11 protein-coding genes and 2 pseudogenes are annotated in these 15,243 nt (G+C 50.5%); 7 read left to right on the forward strand and 6 right to left on the reverse strand.

The window, feature by feature from the left end; translation table 11 throughout:
- Window positions 1-199 precede the first annotated feature (199 nt).
- A complete protein-coding gene (locus FH603_RS10490) occupies window positions 200-1,141 on the forward strand; it encodes a helix-turn-helix transcriptional regulator (protein WP_235985369.1) in 942 nt (313 codons plus the stop codon).
- An 8-nt stretch (window positions 1,142-1,149) separates the two neighbouring features.
- Here the strand turns inward: FH603_RS10490 and FH603_RS10495 are convergent, their stop codons facing one another.
- Entirely contained in the window at window positions 1,150-1,647 is a 498-nt protein-coding gene (locus FH603_RS10495; RefSeq protein ID WP_186737454.1) for a cupin domain-containing protein, read from the reverse strand.
- Between the two features lie 319 nt (window positions 1,648-1,966).
- On the opposite strand from FH603_RS10495, the pseudogene FH603_RS10500 reads away from it, so the two are divergent.
- The 5 genes and pseudogenes from FH603_RS10500 to FH603_RS29230 all read left to right on the forward strand — a co-directional run.
- Window positions 1,967-2,991, forward strand: a pseudogene (locus FH603_RS10500) (alkene reductase).
- 66 nt (window positions 2,992-3,057) lie between these two features.
- The gene (locus FH603_RS10505; protein ID WP_186737455.1) at window positions 3,058-3,999 is read left to right on the forward strand and encodes an NAD(P)-dependent alcohol dehydrogenase; all 942 of its coding nucleotides are present in this window, start codon (window positions 3,058-3,060) and stop codon (window positions 3,997-3,999) included.
- A 565-nt stretch (window positions 4,000-4,564) separates the two neighbouring features.
- A complete protein-coding gene (locus FH603_RS10510) occupies window positions 4,565-5,554 on the forward strand; it encodes an amidohydrolase family protein (RefSeq protein ID WP_186737456.1) in 990 nt (329 codons plus the stop codon).
- A gap of 27 nt (window positions 5,555-5,581) precedes the next feature.
- The gene (locus tag FH603_RS10515) at window positions 5,582-6,739 is read left to right on the forward strand and encodes an esterase (protein ID WP_235985370.1); all 1,158 of its coding nucleotides are present in this window, start codon (window positions 5,582-5,584) and stop codon (window positions 6,737-6,739) included.
- Between the two features lie 101 nt (window positions 6,740-6,840).
- Window positions 6,841-7,043, forward strand: a pseudogene (locus FH603_RS29230) (hypothetical protein); the annotation flags it as partial.
- Between the two features lie 377 nt (window positions 7,044-7,420).
- Here the strand turns inward: FH603_RS29230 and FH603_RS10520 are convergent.
- The 3 genes from FH603_RS10520 to FH603_RS10530 form a co-directional block, all read right to left on the reverse strand.
- The gene (locus FH603_RS10520) at window positions 7,421-7,723 is read right to left on the reverse strand and encodes a hypothetical protein (RefSeq protein ID WP_208493046.1); all 303 of its coding nucleotides are present in this window, start codon (window positions 7,721-7,723) and stop codon (window positions 7,421-7,423) included.
- Window positions 7,724-7,856: 133 nt separating this feature from the next.
- Window positions 7,857-8,336: a ferritin-like domain-containing protein gene (locus FH603_RS10525; RefSeq protein WP_186737591.1), complete on the reverse strand. Its 480-nt coding sequence runs from the start codon at window positions 8,334-8,336 to the stop codon at window positions 7,857-7,859.
- Window positions 8,337-8,877: 541 nt separating this feature from the next.
- A complete protein-coding gene (locus tag FH603_RS10530) occupies window positions 8,878-9,357 on the reverse strand; it encodes a hypothetical protein (protein WP_186737457.1) in 480 nt (159 codons plus the stop codon).
- 317 nt (window positions 9,358-9,674) lie between these two features.
- On the opposite strand from FH603_RS10530, the gene FH603_RS10535 reads away from it, so the two are divergent.
- A complete protein-coding gene (locus FH603_RS10535; RefSeq protein WP_186737458.1) occupies window positions 9,675-9,881 on the forward strand; it encodes a hypothetical protein in 207 nt (68 codons plus the stop codon).
- A gap of 110 nt (window positions 9,882-9,991) precedes the next feature.
- On the opposite strand, the gene FH603_RS10540 is transcribed toward FH603_RS10535, so the two are convergent.
- Together FH603_RS10540 and FH603_RS10545 are read right to left on the reverse strand one after the other, a co-directional pair.
- Window positions 9,992-11,845, reverse strand: coding sequence for a RagB/SusD family nutrient uptake outer membrane protein (locus FH603_RS10540; RefSeq protein WP_186737459.1), 1,854 nt, complete (start codon window positions 11,843-11,845; stop codon window positions 9,992-9,994).
- Window positions 11,846-11,863: 18 nt separating this feature from the next.
- Entirely contained in the window at window positions 11,864-15,043 is a 3,180-nt protein-coding gene (locus FH603_RS10545; protein WP_235985375.1) for a SusC/RagA family TonB-linked outer membrane protein, read from the reverse strand.
- Between the last annotated feature and the right edge of the window lie 200 nt (window positions 15,044-15,243).

The raw sequence follows: 15,243 nt of genomic DNA on the forward strand, positions 1-15,243 counted from the left end.
TTGCTGTAAGGCAACACATCGACGACGCAGGATTTCATATTCGATTTGCTTGTAGCTTGCCATAGTAATTACAAGTTACAATTATTACGACTCTACTCACGCATCAATAATTACGAGTTTGTACTATTGCTGAACGTTTGCCACATACGGGCCTGTCCTCATGATATTCGGCTTTACCGCTACATCCGATTTTGACTTTATGACTTATTTTGCCCGTCACATAGGGGCAACGGTTCATAACGACCTGCTGGTCATACCGGATTATCTGGGGCAGGGCTACATTCGCAAGCTAAGTTTCGGGCCGGACTTTAAGATTACCATACACCGGTACTTGCTTAAGGAAGATCTTATCATCAAACGCAATACATCCGGCCAGGGAAATGACCTGATCACCGCCTTTTTTTACAGCAATGAACAGGCCCTCGCAATCGCTTACAATGAGGATCACCAAATACTTTTTTCTCAGCGCGATGAGTCGGCTATCCAGGTTACTTCCAACGACCTTAGTTCGACCATTCGATTTCCTGCCCATCAACAGATTCATTATGTGGTTGTCGCCATAAAGCCACCCCGGTTAGGCGAATTATTAGCCGTCAGTGAGCCCAATTCAGTACTCCAGACCATTATCGGAAACGGCAATTCCTTTCTTTTCTTCGAACGGATGGAAGCGGAGGCCAAACTCCTGCTTAAAAACATGGGGGCCTTGGACATGAATGATCCCTTGAGCCACTTCTACATGCAAATCAAGGTGCAGGAACTGCTCTATCTGGTTTTTCATAAATTGGCTTTACGCGAAAATGCTGCCCATCAAACGATAAACAGTGCGGATGCGGAACGACTCCTGTATATACGAAATGAGATCATCAGCGACCTGAGCGTACCGCCGGTAATTCGTGAGCTAGCCCAGGTTGCTGCTATGAGCGAAACCAAACTGAAACAGCTTTTCAAGCAAACGTTTGGCACTACGATTTACAATTTTTACCAGCAAGCCCGAATGGAAGAAGCCGCCTTTCTCCTGAAACAGGGCAAGCATTCCGTTGGCGAGGTGGGGTATGAGCTGGGCTTTTCCAATCTGAGCCACTTCAGTAGACTATTTGAAAAGCATTATGGCCTGAACCCGAAGCGATACTCGTATTCGTAAGGCACTGTTTAGCCCAGATAATTAGGTGGAAAGACTTGCTGACCGTGCTTTTCGGCGGTATCCTGTAGTTTTCTTATGGTATCTGCATCCAGCACTGGCGGAGGCAGGAACTGGCCGGTTGCAACGGGTTGGCCGATCTCCTCGAACAACATTTCCAGACCGGCAGGCACCACGGTGCAAAGCAAATGGGCTGTTTGCGAGGTTTTATTCTTGAAGCTGTGTACCACGCCCCCTTTCGGAATGGTTATAAATGATCCTTTGGCCGCTACATATTGGCCAAATTCGGATTTGACCTCTATTTCGCCTTCGATCACATAAAACGATTCCTCGAAAGCCGCATGGGCGTGTGGTCCCGGTCCACCACCGGGAGGTATTAGCATGTCAATCGTGGCGAAAGCGCCTGCTGTATCTTTTCCGCTTACCAGGATTCGGTAGGTGCTGCCACCAACAGAAACGCTTTTTCCCCCTTCAGGCGCTACAGTGATCGGTTTTTTGTGATTTTCCATGATGATTTGATTTAAATACCCCACAAAGCTCGGGCGCATAGCTAGTAGAAAATATCCCGATGAGACCATAAATCAGTCTTATCAGACAAACCGGATCATACAGCCCAAAGCTATATATACGAGTATGATAAGAACACCTGATTAGTACTGGCCCAGATTATCCTACCCTGTCGGATACGACTGTTTTTCTGGCTTTTTGCGCTATTTACAGTTCGTTATAAGGCCCACCTTTGCCGTATCAAACGTAAAACACACGGCAATGAAAAAATTAATGATGCCTTTTACTAAAGGCTCCCTTCAGTTGAAAAACCACGTTGTAATGGCCCCGATGACGCGCAGCCGTGCGCAGAACAATCTACCTAATGAAGGGATGGCTACCTATTACAAGCAACGTTCTGTGCTGGCTTGATCGTGACCGAAGGGACCTCCCCCAGTCCTGAAGGGCTGGGTTATCCACGCATTCCGGGCATTTTTTCCGAAGCCCAGGTCGAAGGTTGGAAAGCCGTTACGAAGGGGGTACATGAGGGCGGTTCCAAGATATTCGTCCAGTTGATGCATACCGGACGGATCGCCCATACGGCTAATCTACCGGAAGGCTATCAACCGGTAGGTCTCTCTGGCAGTAAAGCGGCAGGGGAAATCTTTACCGACACCGCAGGTATGCAGGAATATTCCAGGCCGGTAGCCCTGGATGCGCAAGGCATAGCTACTGTAGTCAATTACTTTGTAAAAGCCGCCCAGAACGCTATCAGAGCTGGTTTTGATGGGGTGGAACTCCACGGTGCCAATGGGTACCTGTTGGAGCAATCGTTAAATCCCCATGTCAATACCCGTACGGATAATTATGGCGGAAGCATCCAGAATCGGAGCCGCTTAATCCTGGAGATTGCCGAGAAGATAGCCGGTGCGATCGGCCCCGAAAAGGTTGGTTTGCGCATATCGCCGTACGCTACGCTAAGCGATATGCCACCGTACGACGAGGCCGCCGTACACCAGACGTATGCCTACCTGAGTGGCGAATTGAACCGTCTGGGCATTGGGTACATTCACGTTTCCGACAATCCTTCGATACCACAGAAAACGCATCAGGCGATCCGCAGCGCCTTTTCCAATACACTTATTTACTGTAACGGGCTAATTGCGGAAACCGCCGAAGCGAAATTACAGGACGGATCGGCCGATCTGGTGGCCTTTGGCAGAAGCTTCCTGTCTAACCCGGATTTCATGAGCAGGATCGAAAAAGACGCCCCGCTCAATGAGGTGGATTATCTAACCTTATATACTCCTGGTACGCAAGGGTACACCGATTATCCTGTATTAGAAGACTCAACACAACTCGTATAGCCCGTCACCAGGCCTGGTGCTTTTTCTATGGCTGGGCTTTTTGTTCAACTTAACATTTCAACCATCATGAGAAAAGTAATGTATAACCAGTTTGGCGACGAAAGCGTGCTGAATATAATTGAGCAAGCGGTGCCAACTATTGAGAAGGATCAACTCCTAATTCGGGTAAAAGCGGTTTCCATTAATCCTCTGGATTGGAAGGTGTATGGTGGAGAAATGAAATTGATGTCAGGGTCTAAATTCCCTAAGTCGGTGGGCATCGATTTCTCGGGTATTGTTGAACAAACTGGCAGCGCCGTTACCCGCTTTACCGCTGGTGATGCGGTCATTGGCTTACTGGACGTATTTAAAGGTGGTGCCCTGGCCGACTACATTTCGGTTAAAGTGACTGATATTGCCCCAAAACCGGTCAAAATCTCGTTCGAGCAGGCAGCGGCCCTACCCGTAACCGGACTATCAGCCCTCCAGATCATTGATCAACTAGCCGCCGTCGGCGCTAACCAGGACGTGTTGATCAACGGGGCTACCGGTGGGATTGGTGTGTTTGCGGTGCAGATTGCGAAAAAACGCGGTGCCAGGGTGACAGCGGTTGTCAGTACGAAAGGCATTGCAGAGGCAAAAAAATGGGGCGCGGATATGGTTGTCGACTATACAAAGCAACCCATTCAGCTTCTGACTCAGAAGTTCGATGTGATTATTGATCTATCCACTAAGCTGTCATTTACCAAAGCAAAGAGCCTGATGAAGCCAAAAGCGGTCTTTGTCAGTACGCTACCTTCTCCTTTGGCGCTCATTTCCTCCTTCATCAATAATCTCTTTTCTGGACAAAAACATAAAATTCTGATCGTGAAACCGACCGCTCAAGGGCTTAACACGTTAACGAAACTAGCCGAAGCTGACCTGCAAATCGTCTTGGACAAGACGTATCCCCTCACTAACGTTAGGGACGCCTACGGGGAAGCTCGTCGGGGTAAACTTATTGGAAAGTCAGTAATTGTTCTGGATTGACGTCAGACCTGGCAGCTGAAATTCTGCTAAGTGCAAAGGATTGGAACCAGGTTAATCGGTATGTAACTGTCATGTCGGCAGAGTGTCTGGGATAGACGAAACAAACGTATGTTACGGAATGTGTTTGACAGTTATTAAAACTGATTTAGTCGAACGATACCTTTCGCTTACCCAAAAAAGCGTTCAGTTAAACGTCGGATTCATATACTGACAAATCACTCATACAAGAACCGAAAACAACACCTTCGGTAAAAATGATAATGTTTGGTCTGCCAGTGGTTACATCCTAACCCGGCAAGATGTGAAGGTTTGGTTGTAGCAATCCAGTTAATTGATAAATTCTTTCAATTAATAGGACGTATTTAATCCTTTACGTACTTTTGACACAAAGGATTATTTGACCCTCTACTCCTGTATGATCGATTCTTGATTGACACGTCCAGTTCACAGGTAGCCTGGCGGCATTTTGTACACCCGTATTGTTAAGGGTCAATCCGTTTATGCCTGAACTAATGCGCTGGTCACTTAATTGAATCGCACGCTGCGTCGACCAACTCTTGTGCTCATGAAACTTCTTGCCCATTTCTTGCTCGGTTGCCTGCTGACGGGTGCGGCTACCGCTCAAACCACTCCGCCCCGCCGACCCCTTCCCATTATTGACGTACACGTACATGCCATGCGGGTTAGTCCCAGTGCCAGTGAAATGTGTCCCTGGTTTTTGAAGGATATGCCCGGCAGCGATCCGACCAAACCAACGCCTTTCATGGCTTTCCTACAATCAGATTGCGTGGCTCCCTTACAACCAGCCAAATCCGACAAGGAAATGCAAGCGGCCTTGTTGGAGACGATGAACCGGCTGAATATGACCATTATCGCTTCCGGAGACCCCCTCATTTTACACAATTGGAAAAAGGCGGCACCCGATCGGGTCATTGCCAGTATTGGTATTAGTTCACCCGACCAGATGAGTGTAGCTGCTTTTGAAGACTCGCTTTCGTCCGGCTTCTACAAGGTAATGGGCGAGGTGGCCCCCCAGTATCAGGGTCTCTCCCCGAGCGATCCGTCGCTGGATGGCTATTTTGCGGTAGCTGAAAAGCTAGCTGTTCCCGTCGGCATTCACATGGGAACAGGCGGAAACGGTATGGCCAATCTCACCCAGGCGAAGTACCGGGCCTCGCTGGGTCGACCCTTTCTATTGGAGGACGTATTGGCCCGGCATCCCAAATTGAAGATATGGGTGATGCACGCGGGCTACCCCATGGCCGATGAGATGATTGCGCTGATGGGTGCCAATGCCTACGTGTATGTCGATCTGGCCGGGTTCATCTGGAGTTATCCTCAGGCCGAAATTCATGCCTACCTAAAACGGTTGGTGCAGGCTGGATTTGGCAAACGAATCATGTACGGCACTGATTTTATGATCTGGCCTAAGTTGTTCGAAACGTCACTCAGCGTCATTGAGAATGCGGATTACCTTTCGTTTGAGCAAAAACGCGACATATTATTCAATAATGCTGTTCGCTTTTTTCGGTTAGATGCCAGCAAATTCAAGTAACCTTCACCCTAAATAAAGACGGAACGAATGAAACCCTCAACTCAGGCCCAACACGTTATGCTGCTATGGGCTACGCTGATTTCGGTAGGGGCTTTAGCCCAGTTGCCAACCCGGACGCCAACGCCAAACGATACCTTACAATCGCCCAGGGTACTCACCGATAAGCGGGTGATGATCCAGATTTATGCCCCTAAAGCGGATGAAGTAACCGTAGGGGGTGACTTTTTGTCGGGCAACAAGCCCCTTAGCCTGACCAAAAATGAACAGGGTGTCTGGTCGGTACTAATTGGTCCGTTGCGGCCCGATTATTACGCCTACACGTTGACCGTAGATGGCGTGCGGACCATGGACCCCAAAAACCCAATAGTCAAACAGGGCATCAGCAGTTTGGAAAACATGATGGCGGTGCCGGGTCCTGAAACGGGCTTTGAGGATAATCGGTCGGTGCCGCATGGCGAGGTGCGGGAAGTCTGGTACCCATCGAACACATTGGGTATGTTGCGCCGGATGCACGTGTATACCCCACCGGGTTACGAAAAAGGAACGGACAAGTACCCGGTTTTTTATTTGTTGCACGGGGGAGGAGATGATGATTCGGGTTGGAACACCATCGGTCGGTCAGGCTTCATCCTCGATAATCTGATTGCGGCTGGCAAGGCCAAACCGATGATTGTCGTTATGCCCAATGGGAGCATGCCCTTGCCTGCTCAAACCGGTATGCCCGATGCGCAAACAATGAATCGGGTGCGGGACTTGTTTTCCGCTGAGCTATTGAAGGAGATCATGCCTACTGTCGAGAAAAATTACCGTAGTTTAACCACTCCCCAAAATCGGGCTATTGCCGGTCTGTCGATGGGTGGCTTTCAAACACTGGACGTCACGTTGACTCACCCTGAATTGTTCAACTACGTCGGCGTATTTAGTTCGGGTTTCTTCGGTGCTGCCGCCGATGAGGCCGATAGCAAGTACGCAAAAGCATTGAACGACCCTGCTTTTAACAAGGGTAAAAAACTGTTCTGGATTGGAATTGGTAAGGACGATTTTGTAATGGAGTCCAACAAAAAAACGCTGGCTTTACTCGACAAACACCAGATCAAGTATCAGTACAAAGAAAGCACCGGGGGCCATACCTGGATCAACTGGCGGCAATACCTCAATGAATACACGCCCCTGTTATTCAGGTAACCAGGAGTCCTTCATGATAGATATTGACCATACGCCTGAAATAATAATCAGACAGCGGTCGGTTCAAGTCAGATGAACCGACCGCTGTCTGATTCGGGTAAACGACCGACTCATCTCATGATTACCCAGTAGCTAGAAATCTGTTAAACAGAGAGTTTACTGCTATTAAGCCAGGCCAGCATCGGAGCGCTGAAGCGATGGGTGTCCGATATTACGACACGGGCCACCCCGCTACATTCCCATCTGCGAAGGCTGGCTATACCTGACAACCGTGCTGGATCTGGCAGATCGAAAGGTGATCGGCTGAGCCTTGAGCACTAACCTAAAAGCCATTGACACGAGCATAGCTGCGTGACCTATGGTCGTCAACAACAGATGAATAGAGGGACAAATTTTCTTTCCTCGCTCCGCCGACCCGGTCAGATCGTGGCGTCCAGTACGCTTGCACTGAATTTCGGGAGCATTTAAAAGGATTGCCAGTTGTACAGAGCATGATCGGGTTGCCGGAGCAGCCGTAAAGGCAACTGTCGCTTCGGCGCTCCGAGGGGATAATGCTGTGGTGGAGAGCTTTTTCAAAACATTCAAGCCTGAATTATCAGACTACCGCTCAACAAGAATCATATTTTTACACCTCCCCAATGGCAGCCTGAGAAAATCTCCAGTATACTGTTGCACGTCCACCTAGCAGGAAGGGCTCTGTTGGCACCGGCGTAAATACTCAAGCAGATCAAAAGGGCGCCGGCTTAAAAAATGATCGGTTAGCAAAGCCACATCTGCTTCATATTGCCTGTACTCGTCCAATGTATTACACTCATCCAGCAAGACCCGTTCATAGGCCCCCTGCATCCGCTCAATATGCGTGGCTAGATGCGCATACATGGCTTTCCAAAACAACATCTCTACTTCAAGTATTGATTTATCCTGCCTGTCAATACCAAGCAAGGGACAGGCAGTCAGCATCGAATCGAACGAATAAGCTATCATAGACAAAGTTGTTACCCAAAGGAAACGCTTCTGGGCCGATTCAGCGCTAAGGTCAATTGAGCTTAGCCTGCTTAAGTTAGCAGGTGTAACACACAAGCTACTGTTTTGTTACACCTGCTTAACTGCCTCTAACTTAGGACTGGGCTGCCTTTTTATTCACCGAACTAGTCGCAATATCCGTCAGCTTCTCATCAGTGGCTTTCTCCTCGTTCAAGGTTGTCTCCAACAGATCCGCGATCTGGGTTTGGCCCGCTTGCTGGGCCAGGGTCCGGGCCGTGCCATAAGAAGCAATCTCATAATGCTCCATCTTCTGAGCGGCACCAATAATGGCTGCATCGGCGACAGGTCCATCTTCCAGTTGATCCAATAAATCCTGGACCTCTTCAACCAACCCCTGCATGGCCATGCACGTTTCGCCATCGGGCTCAATGCCCAGCTGCTCCGCAATCTGCTCCAGGCGGGTTACCTGCTCCTGGGTCTCTTGTTGATGGAGTTGAAAAGCTTGCCGAAGCTGCTCATTTTGAACCCGCTGGGCTAGTTGGGGCATGGCTTCCAGTGCTTGTTTCTCAGCGGAGTACAGATCCTGGATCGTGTGTTCCATCAGTTCGTCCATTGTTTCCATAACGTATTGTCAAAGTAAGCTATACCTATCCATACAAGATAGGCTGGTGGAATAACCTTCCATGAAGGGAGCCGTTTAGATGCCGATACGATAAGTGAGGAAATGGTCATACCGTTTTAAAGCGGAATGGACCATACGAGTACCCTGTTGGTTTGCTTGCAGTTTATCGCCCATAGCCTATACCGTCATATACTATACGTTTAACCGCATTGCAGCCAAGAGCTTACACATAACATTTGCAGCCAGGAAGAATTAGTCGCGAGACATACCCCCCCTATACTGGCAGTTCTCCGTCATTTCTTCAATGCCAAGATCCGTTAGTAAGCCTACCGATTTGCCGACGGCCTCAGTAGCCGTATGCCTGAGGATACAAGTTGACTTCAGCAACGATACCTCTCTCCTACTCTGCTATCGTTCAGTTAGACCTCCGCATTTGACACCTCGTCGTTACCGACCGAGACGGTACAATTCGTAGCAGGCGTTCACTCAGGTGTGCGTACACTGGCTAATTTCGGTCAACGAAGGACCAGAGTTAAGCGGGCCGCAGCCAGGCGGTCATAGCTGGAAACGTGTCGGCCTGCGTCATGCCCATCCAGACCAGCAAAGGCAGGCCAATGTAGGTTTGGCTGGTAAATATGTCGATCAGCCACTGGTGTTGCCCTTTGTAACCACCCGCATGGAAAATAACCTCCGATGGCAAGCCCAGATGCTGACCGGCCGCATACGACCATAACAGAACGGCCATTTCATCACCGGCTTTATCGGGCCGATCGGCCATAATGTTATCATGGAGCTGCTCACGTTCGGCGGGCAGAGTAACGGCAATGTGACCGGCCTCGTGCAGGATATCACCTGCATAACTTAGTTGAGCGAGGTCCACCGTCAACCTTCCGGCATCGATCAGGATACCCGGCAAAAAAGTAGGAACTGTCAGGGTAGTCTCAACGACCGGGATCCCTATTTCCTCCAGAAACGCATATATTTTGTCGATGTGTTGGGCCGAATCAGCCATATACAAATTGCGGTCGAAACCTGTTGGGTTGAATAACCGGTAAGCCTTCAGCCAGACGACTACCCGGTATACGATCTATGGATACATGAGCGGAGAACCGTGCGCCAGCAACGAAGCGTATCCATTATACAATGATGGCAATAAATCCTTAAAGAAGTAACTAAGTGGAGAAAACGAAAGCTCGTTCCAGCCCGGACAAGGCGTACCCCGGTTGGAGACCAGCAAACAAGGTTCTGTCGATTTTAGTTAGAGCAGTCATACGAAGAGCGAAAGCAGCAGAACCAGTTTTATCATAGACCCCGTAAACCCTTTCAGCAATGGCCGATGTACCTATTCAGTTCCAGCCCGGCGATCAGGTCGCTTTATTAGATGGCAGTTCGCCCATGATGGTCAAAACGGTTAAAGACGGTGGCCGTACGGTTACCTGCGTAAGCACCAGTGAAGACAATCCCAGCGAAACAGATTATGATGCCACGAAGCTAACAAAACTGCATAGTGGTACTGAACCGGGGACGCCCGTATAGCCCAACCCGCCAATGGCAGACACAGCCCGACTTAAGCTGTTTATTTACGAAAAAAGCCAGCCCCCGTTAAGGAACTGGCTTTCTTCGTAAATAAACAGCTTAAGTCATTGTTAATTATAACCCGGATTCTGCACCAGCTTACTATTCCGGTTTATCTCGTCCCGGCTGATAGGAAGGAAGTAGGTTTTGTCGGCCCATCTCCGGTTCTCCTTACCCGTACCCAGATCCTGTACACTATAGCTGTAGGTATAGTTTTCCTTGCTGTATTTGTAGGTCGTGACCGTTTTCCCCGGCTTCAGTTTACCCGTTATAACAATAATCTGGGCCTGCTTGCCTAACTCCGTTGGTGCAATCATCCACCGGCGTACATCGTAAAAGCGTTGCTCTTCAAACAGCATTTCGATATTCCGTTCGTTCTGGTAGCGGGCAACAAGCGCAGCTCCCGTTTCGGTGAGGGCGGGCATACCTACCCGGAAGCGAACTTTGTTGAGCCAGTTTTTCGCTTCGGCTTCCTGACCCAGGGCCATGCAGGCTTCAGCGTAGTTCATCACGACTTCGGTAAAGCGAATCTGAATCGATGGTACCTCCTGACGGATGTTCTGATCGACCAGACCTGGATCCGGGTCCATGAACTTACGAACCGCGTAGCCCGTCCAGCTTCCATTCCAGTTTTCGATAGAGCTGTTGCGGGTGTCCAGCCCCGAATATTTAGACGGACTACCGGCGCTACCCACTTCATATTCACCTAACTGGATCTGCCCGGCGGGATCGATACCAGCTCCGTCTGGCGTACGGGGTTTCCACTGAGCACCATCATACAGAATAGATGCATAAAAACGTGGGTCCCGGTTTTCGTAGGGAGCTGCGGCATGAGTCGGGTTTTTCCAGTCGAACTTGGTACCGTCCATCATTTCGTAATCATCGACCAAGTTCTGTGTGGGCTGGCTCGATGTCCAGCCGTGGTAGCCATTTGGCATGTTATTACGCGGATACCACGATCCCCAGTCGTCGAACGAAGCCCGGACATAATGCTTCAGGAAAATTCCATCCGCTTCACCCCCACTGCGCGACAGGTACATATTGATGTAGTTCTGCTGCCCTTCGGCGGCCGTAGCAGGTGCCGTTAGATTCAGCTTATAGCCGTACTGATTCATATCCATAACTGCTTTGGCAGCATCTTTCGCTTTCTGCCAGCGGGCGGTCCGGTCGCCACTGACATAGCCTAGCAGTTCGGGCTTGTCGAAGCTGGCAATAACGCTCGACTTTACTTTGGCGGTTGGTATGTCGTGCAGATCGCTGGCCGCATAGAGGAGTACGCGGGCTTTGAGGGCCAGCGCAGCCCCTTCCGTTGCGCGTCCGTTGGCCATCGTTTTACCTTTCAGCAAAATAGCCGCCGAATCCAGGTCACTTACAATTGCTGTTACACACTGTTCATAGGAATTCCGGGGAACGGTGAAATCAGGATTATCGAGCGTATAGGGGGATTTGATCATTGGAATTCCACCATGGTAACGCAGCAACTGATTATAAAAATACCCCCGCAGGAAATACATTTCGCCTTTCATCCGTTCGGCAATACCACTGGTATTATCGAATTTGGGCTTCGCCAGGTTTGCCAGTGCAATGTTGGCGGCCCGGATCCGGGCATACATGGCGCTCCACTCGGTCATGACCGGGATGGTTCCGATGTTGGACGGGCTCACGTTGGCTTCGTTCACGTCCTGCTTGCCGAAGCTATACAGGGCGTTATCGGTCTGGCAGTCGAAGTTCATCTGGCTCAGAATACCATCCCGAAGACCATTATAAACGCCGGTTACAAACGCTTCCGATAAGGCCTGGTCAGACCAGACCGCATCACCCGGAACTTTGTCGAGGGGCTTTGTATCCAGGAATTCACTATTGCAGGCTGCCATCGTTACGCCCAGTAGCAGACCCAACGACAGGCACTTTATTATATGTTTCATACTGTGCTGATTGATCGTTTAGAAACTAACTGTTACACCCGTGTTGATAATCCGCGCCTGGGGATAGTACTGTGCGCTGCCACTGGTCGATTCGGGATCGAACAAGCCTTTCATAGCGGGCGCATAGGTAGCCAGGTTCAGACCATTTACATAAATCCGCAGGTTGTTGAGGCCAACTTTTCCCGCAATGGTATTGGGCAGCGTGTAGCCTAACTCAATGTTCTTCAAGCGGATATAGTCGGTCTTCTTCAGCCAGTAGCTGGTTCCGTTGGAGAAGTACTGATTGCTGCGGTCAACAATACGTGGATTGACCGTACTTGGGTTATCGACCGTCCAGCGGTTTTCGTAGTTGTACCGAAGGAAGTTGCCGATCGTACCTGATTCGGTTTGCAGGAAGATCTGCCCACCCGTCGAGGCCTGAAGCAGCAGGCTGAAGTCGAAGTTCCGGTAGCGCAGGCCAGCGTTGAAACCACCCTGAAAACGAGGCTGGTTGTTGCGGTCGGCCCGAACGCGGTCGTCGCCGTTGATCTTGCCATCGCCGTTGATATCCTTGAGCTTCATGTCGCCGGGGCGTAGTAAGCTGGCGCCCACACCGCTATAATCGATCTTGTTCTCGGTGATATCGGCCTGGGTAGCAAAAATGCCATCGTACTGATACATCAGGCTACCATTCTGCTGATTAGGGTCATTGACATTGCTTGGGATCGGCTTACCCGTCGAACGCTGCCACTCGGGCGCACCCGGTGTTTCATCCCAGAACGTAATTTCGTTTCTGGCATAGCCACCGTTCACACTAACGTTGTATTTGAGTTGGCCCACCTGACCATTATAACCCACGTTGAACTCAAAGCCTTTGTTGGTCACCTTGCCAATGTTAGTAGCGGGCAGCGTCATACCGGTCGTTTGCGGAATGGATGCGCTCTTACGCCACAGGATGTTCGACCGCTTGTTCTGGAAGACATCGAACTCGAAGAAGATTTTCCCGTTCAGTATCGATCCTTCCAGACCGATGTTCGAGTTGTTAGCCACCTCCCAGGTTAAGGTTGTGTTTGGCACACCATTCTCGTACAGCGTCTGCGCCACCTGACCGTTGGTCACATACCCCCAGTTGGCGTTGACAACGTCGCCGTAGGCATAGGTAGGCAGGTAGTCATACTCGCGCAGGGTATTGTTGAAATACACCTGGTCGTTACCCAGCTGACCCCACGATGCCCGCAGTTTCAGGGAGCTGATGGCTGGCAGGCTCTTCTTGAAGAAATTTTCTTCCGATATACGCCAGCCCGCCGATACACCGGGGAAGAAACCCCACCGGCTCGACGCCGGGAACATGTATGAGCCATCGTAGCGCCACAGGAATTCAGCCAGGTATTTCTCTTTGAAGTTATAACCCGCCCGACCGAAGTAGCTCATCCGGGCCCGCTGCCAGGCCTCTGTGGTATTGGCGTTTTTTTCGGCACTGCCACCGGCAAACAACTGATCGATGGCGGTGGAGGCAAAGTACCTGCGGAAGCCCGAGAAGCCGCCGGAGTTAGACTGCTCTTTGGTTATGCCGCCCAGCAGGGTAATGGCATGGTTAGCCCCCAACACACGGTCGTAGGAAAGGATACCCGATAGCAGCGAGTTGAACTGGTCATTGGTGTACTGATTCAATGTAGCCTGCGCAGGTCCTTTCTGAACACGCTGTAGAATTGGCTCCTTGTTAGCATCGTAGGACGTGTAATCCCAGCTGTAAACAAACCAGGGCGTCTGCCAGGTTTTGCCCTGCTGGATGTACTTGTCCAGCGCAACGCTACCCGTGAACTTCAGACCGGCAACCCAGGGGTTCGTAACCGTAACACTGGCGTTAGTCTGCATGTAGTAGCGCGTATCCTTATCGTAACCCGTAGCATCGGTCGTTACAAGCACCGGCTGCTGTCCGTTCTCGATATCGGGAGCCGGCTGACCATTGGGCCAGAAAGCGGGTTTGTTGGGATAGCCCCGCATCAGCATCCGGAAGATTGATCCTGGACTTACCGTTGGGTTAAAGCGATTTTCCTGACGGCCAACCACGCCAACAACCGTGTTGATGTACTTATTTACTTTAGCATCCAGGTTCAGGCGGAAATCATACTGCTTGTAGCCCGTTGCCGAATTTTTGTAGTAACCATCCTGATTCTGGTAGTTCACCGACGCCAGGTATTTCACGTTTTCTGAGCCACCTACCAGTTGCAGGGTGTGACGCGACTGGGGCGACCAGTTTTTCAGGGCTTCGCCAAACCAGTCGGTGTTGGGATGCCCCCAGGGGTCTGACCCATCCTGGAACTTCTTAATATCGTCCGGCGTAAAAGCCGCTTTCGCAATGGCCCCGTTGTCAGGCCGGGTGTAGGAACCTGTTGTGCGGAAAGCCGCCGAGGCATCCTTCCAATACTGCGAAGGCAGGTTATAGAGGTTGATCTCGTTGTTAAGCTCAGCGTACTCAGCGGCCGACGACATTTGGGGAATAACCGTTGGCTGCGCAAACCCCTGGTTGAAGCTGTAGGACAGCTCGGGCTTGCCCGTCTTACCCCGCTTGGTCGTTACCAGAATAACGCCGTTGGCCGCCCGCGATCCGTAAATAGCTGCCGATGCGTCTTTCAGGACCGAGATGCTCTCGATGTCGGCCGGGTTCAGCCGGTCGATACCCCCGGCCCGGGCTGGCACCCCGTCAATGACGATCAGCGCGTCGTTATTTCCCAGGGTGTTCGATCCGCGAATACGAATGGCCGATCCATCACTTCCAGGTTGTCCACTGGAGTTGGTGGCAATAACACCCGGCATCCGGCCAGCGATGGAATTGGACAAGTTGACAGCCGGCGATTTAATCAGCTCCGTGCCCTTTACGGTTGCGACCGAACCCGTTACCGTTTCTTTCTTCTGTTCGCCGTAACCAACAACGATCACTTCGCTTAGCATCTTATCGTCTGAAGCCAGCGTAATATTGATGCTGTTTCGACCGCCAACCTGAATTTCCTGCGCCAGGTAACCAATGTAGGAAAACACCAGCGTCTCGTTACCCCGTGGCACGTTGAGCGAATAATCGCCTTCGGCCGTTGTAACCGTACCCTGCGTCGTTCCTTTGATAACGATACTCACCCCCGGCAGTACCGCTCCCTGCCCATCGATTACCCGGCCTGTAATTTTCGTTTGGGCATAGGCACTTACGGCACAAAATAGTACCATGGTTAGTCCCAACGCAACCAGGCGGCTGACATGGAGCCAGCCAGGTGCCGAAACCCCCTGCCTGGTCTGGCCTGAAGCTTTGTTAGTAGACTTTGTTCTCATACTGTGAATTGATTAATTGGTACAAATTATAGAACAAAATCATTGCAAACAGGATATCTACTCTAGTATATCTACTTATTATTAATTTTTTTTATACT

Source organism: Spirosoma utsteinense, assembly GCF_014282275.1.
Taxonomy (GTDB): Bacteria; Bacteroidota; Bacteroidia; order Cytophagales; family Spirosomataceae; genus Spirosoma; species Spirosoma utsteinense.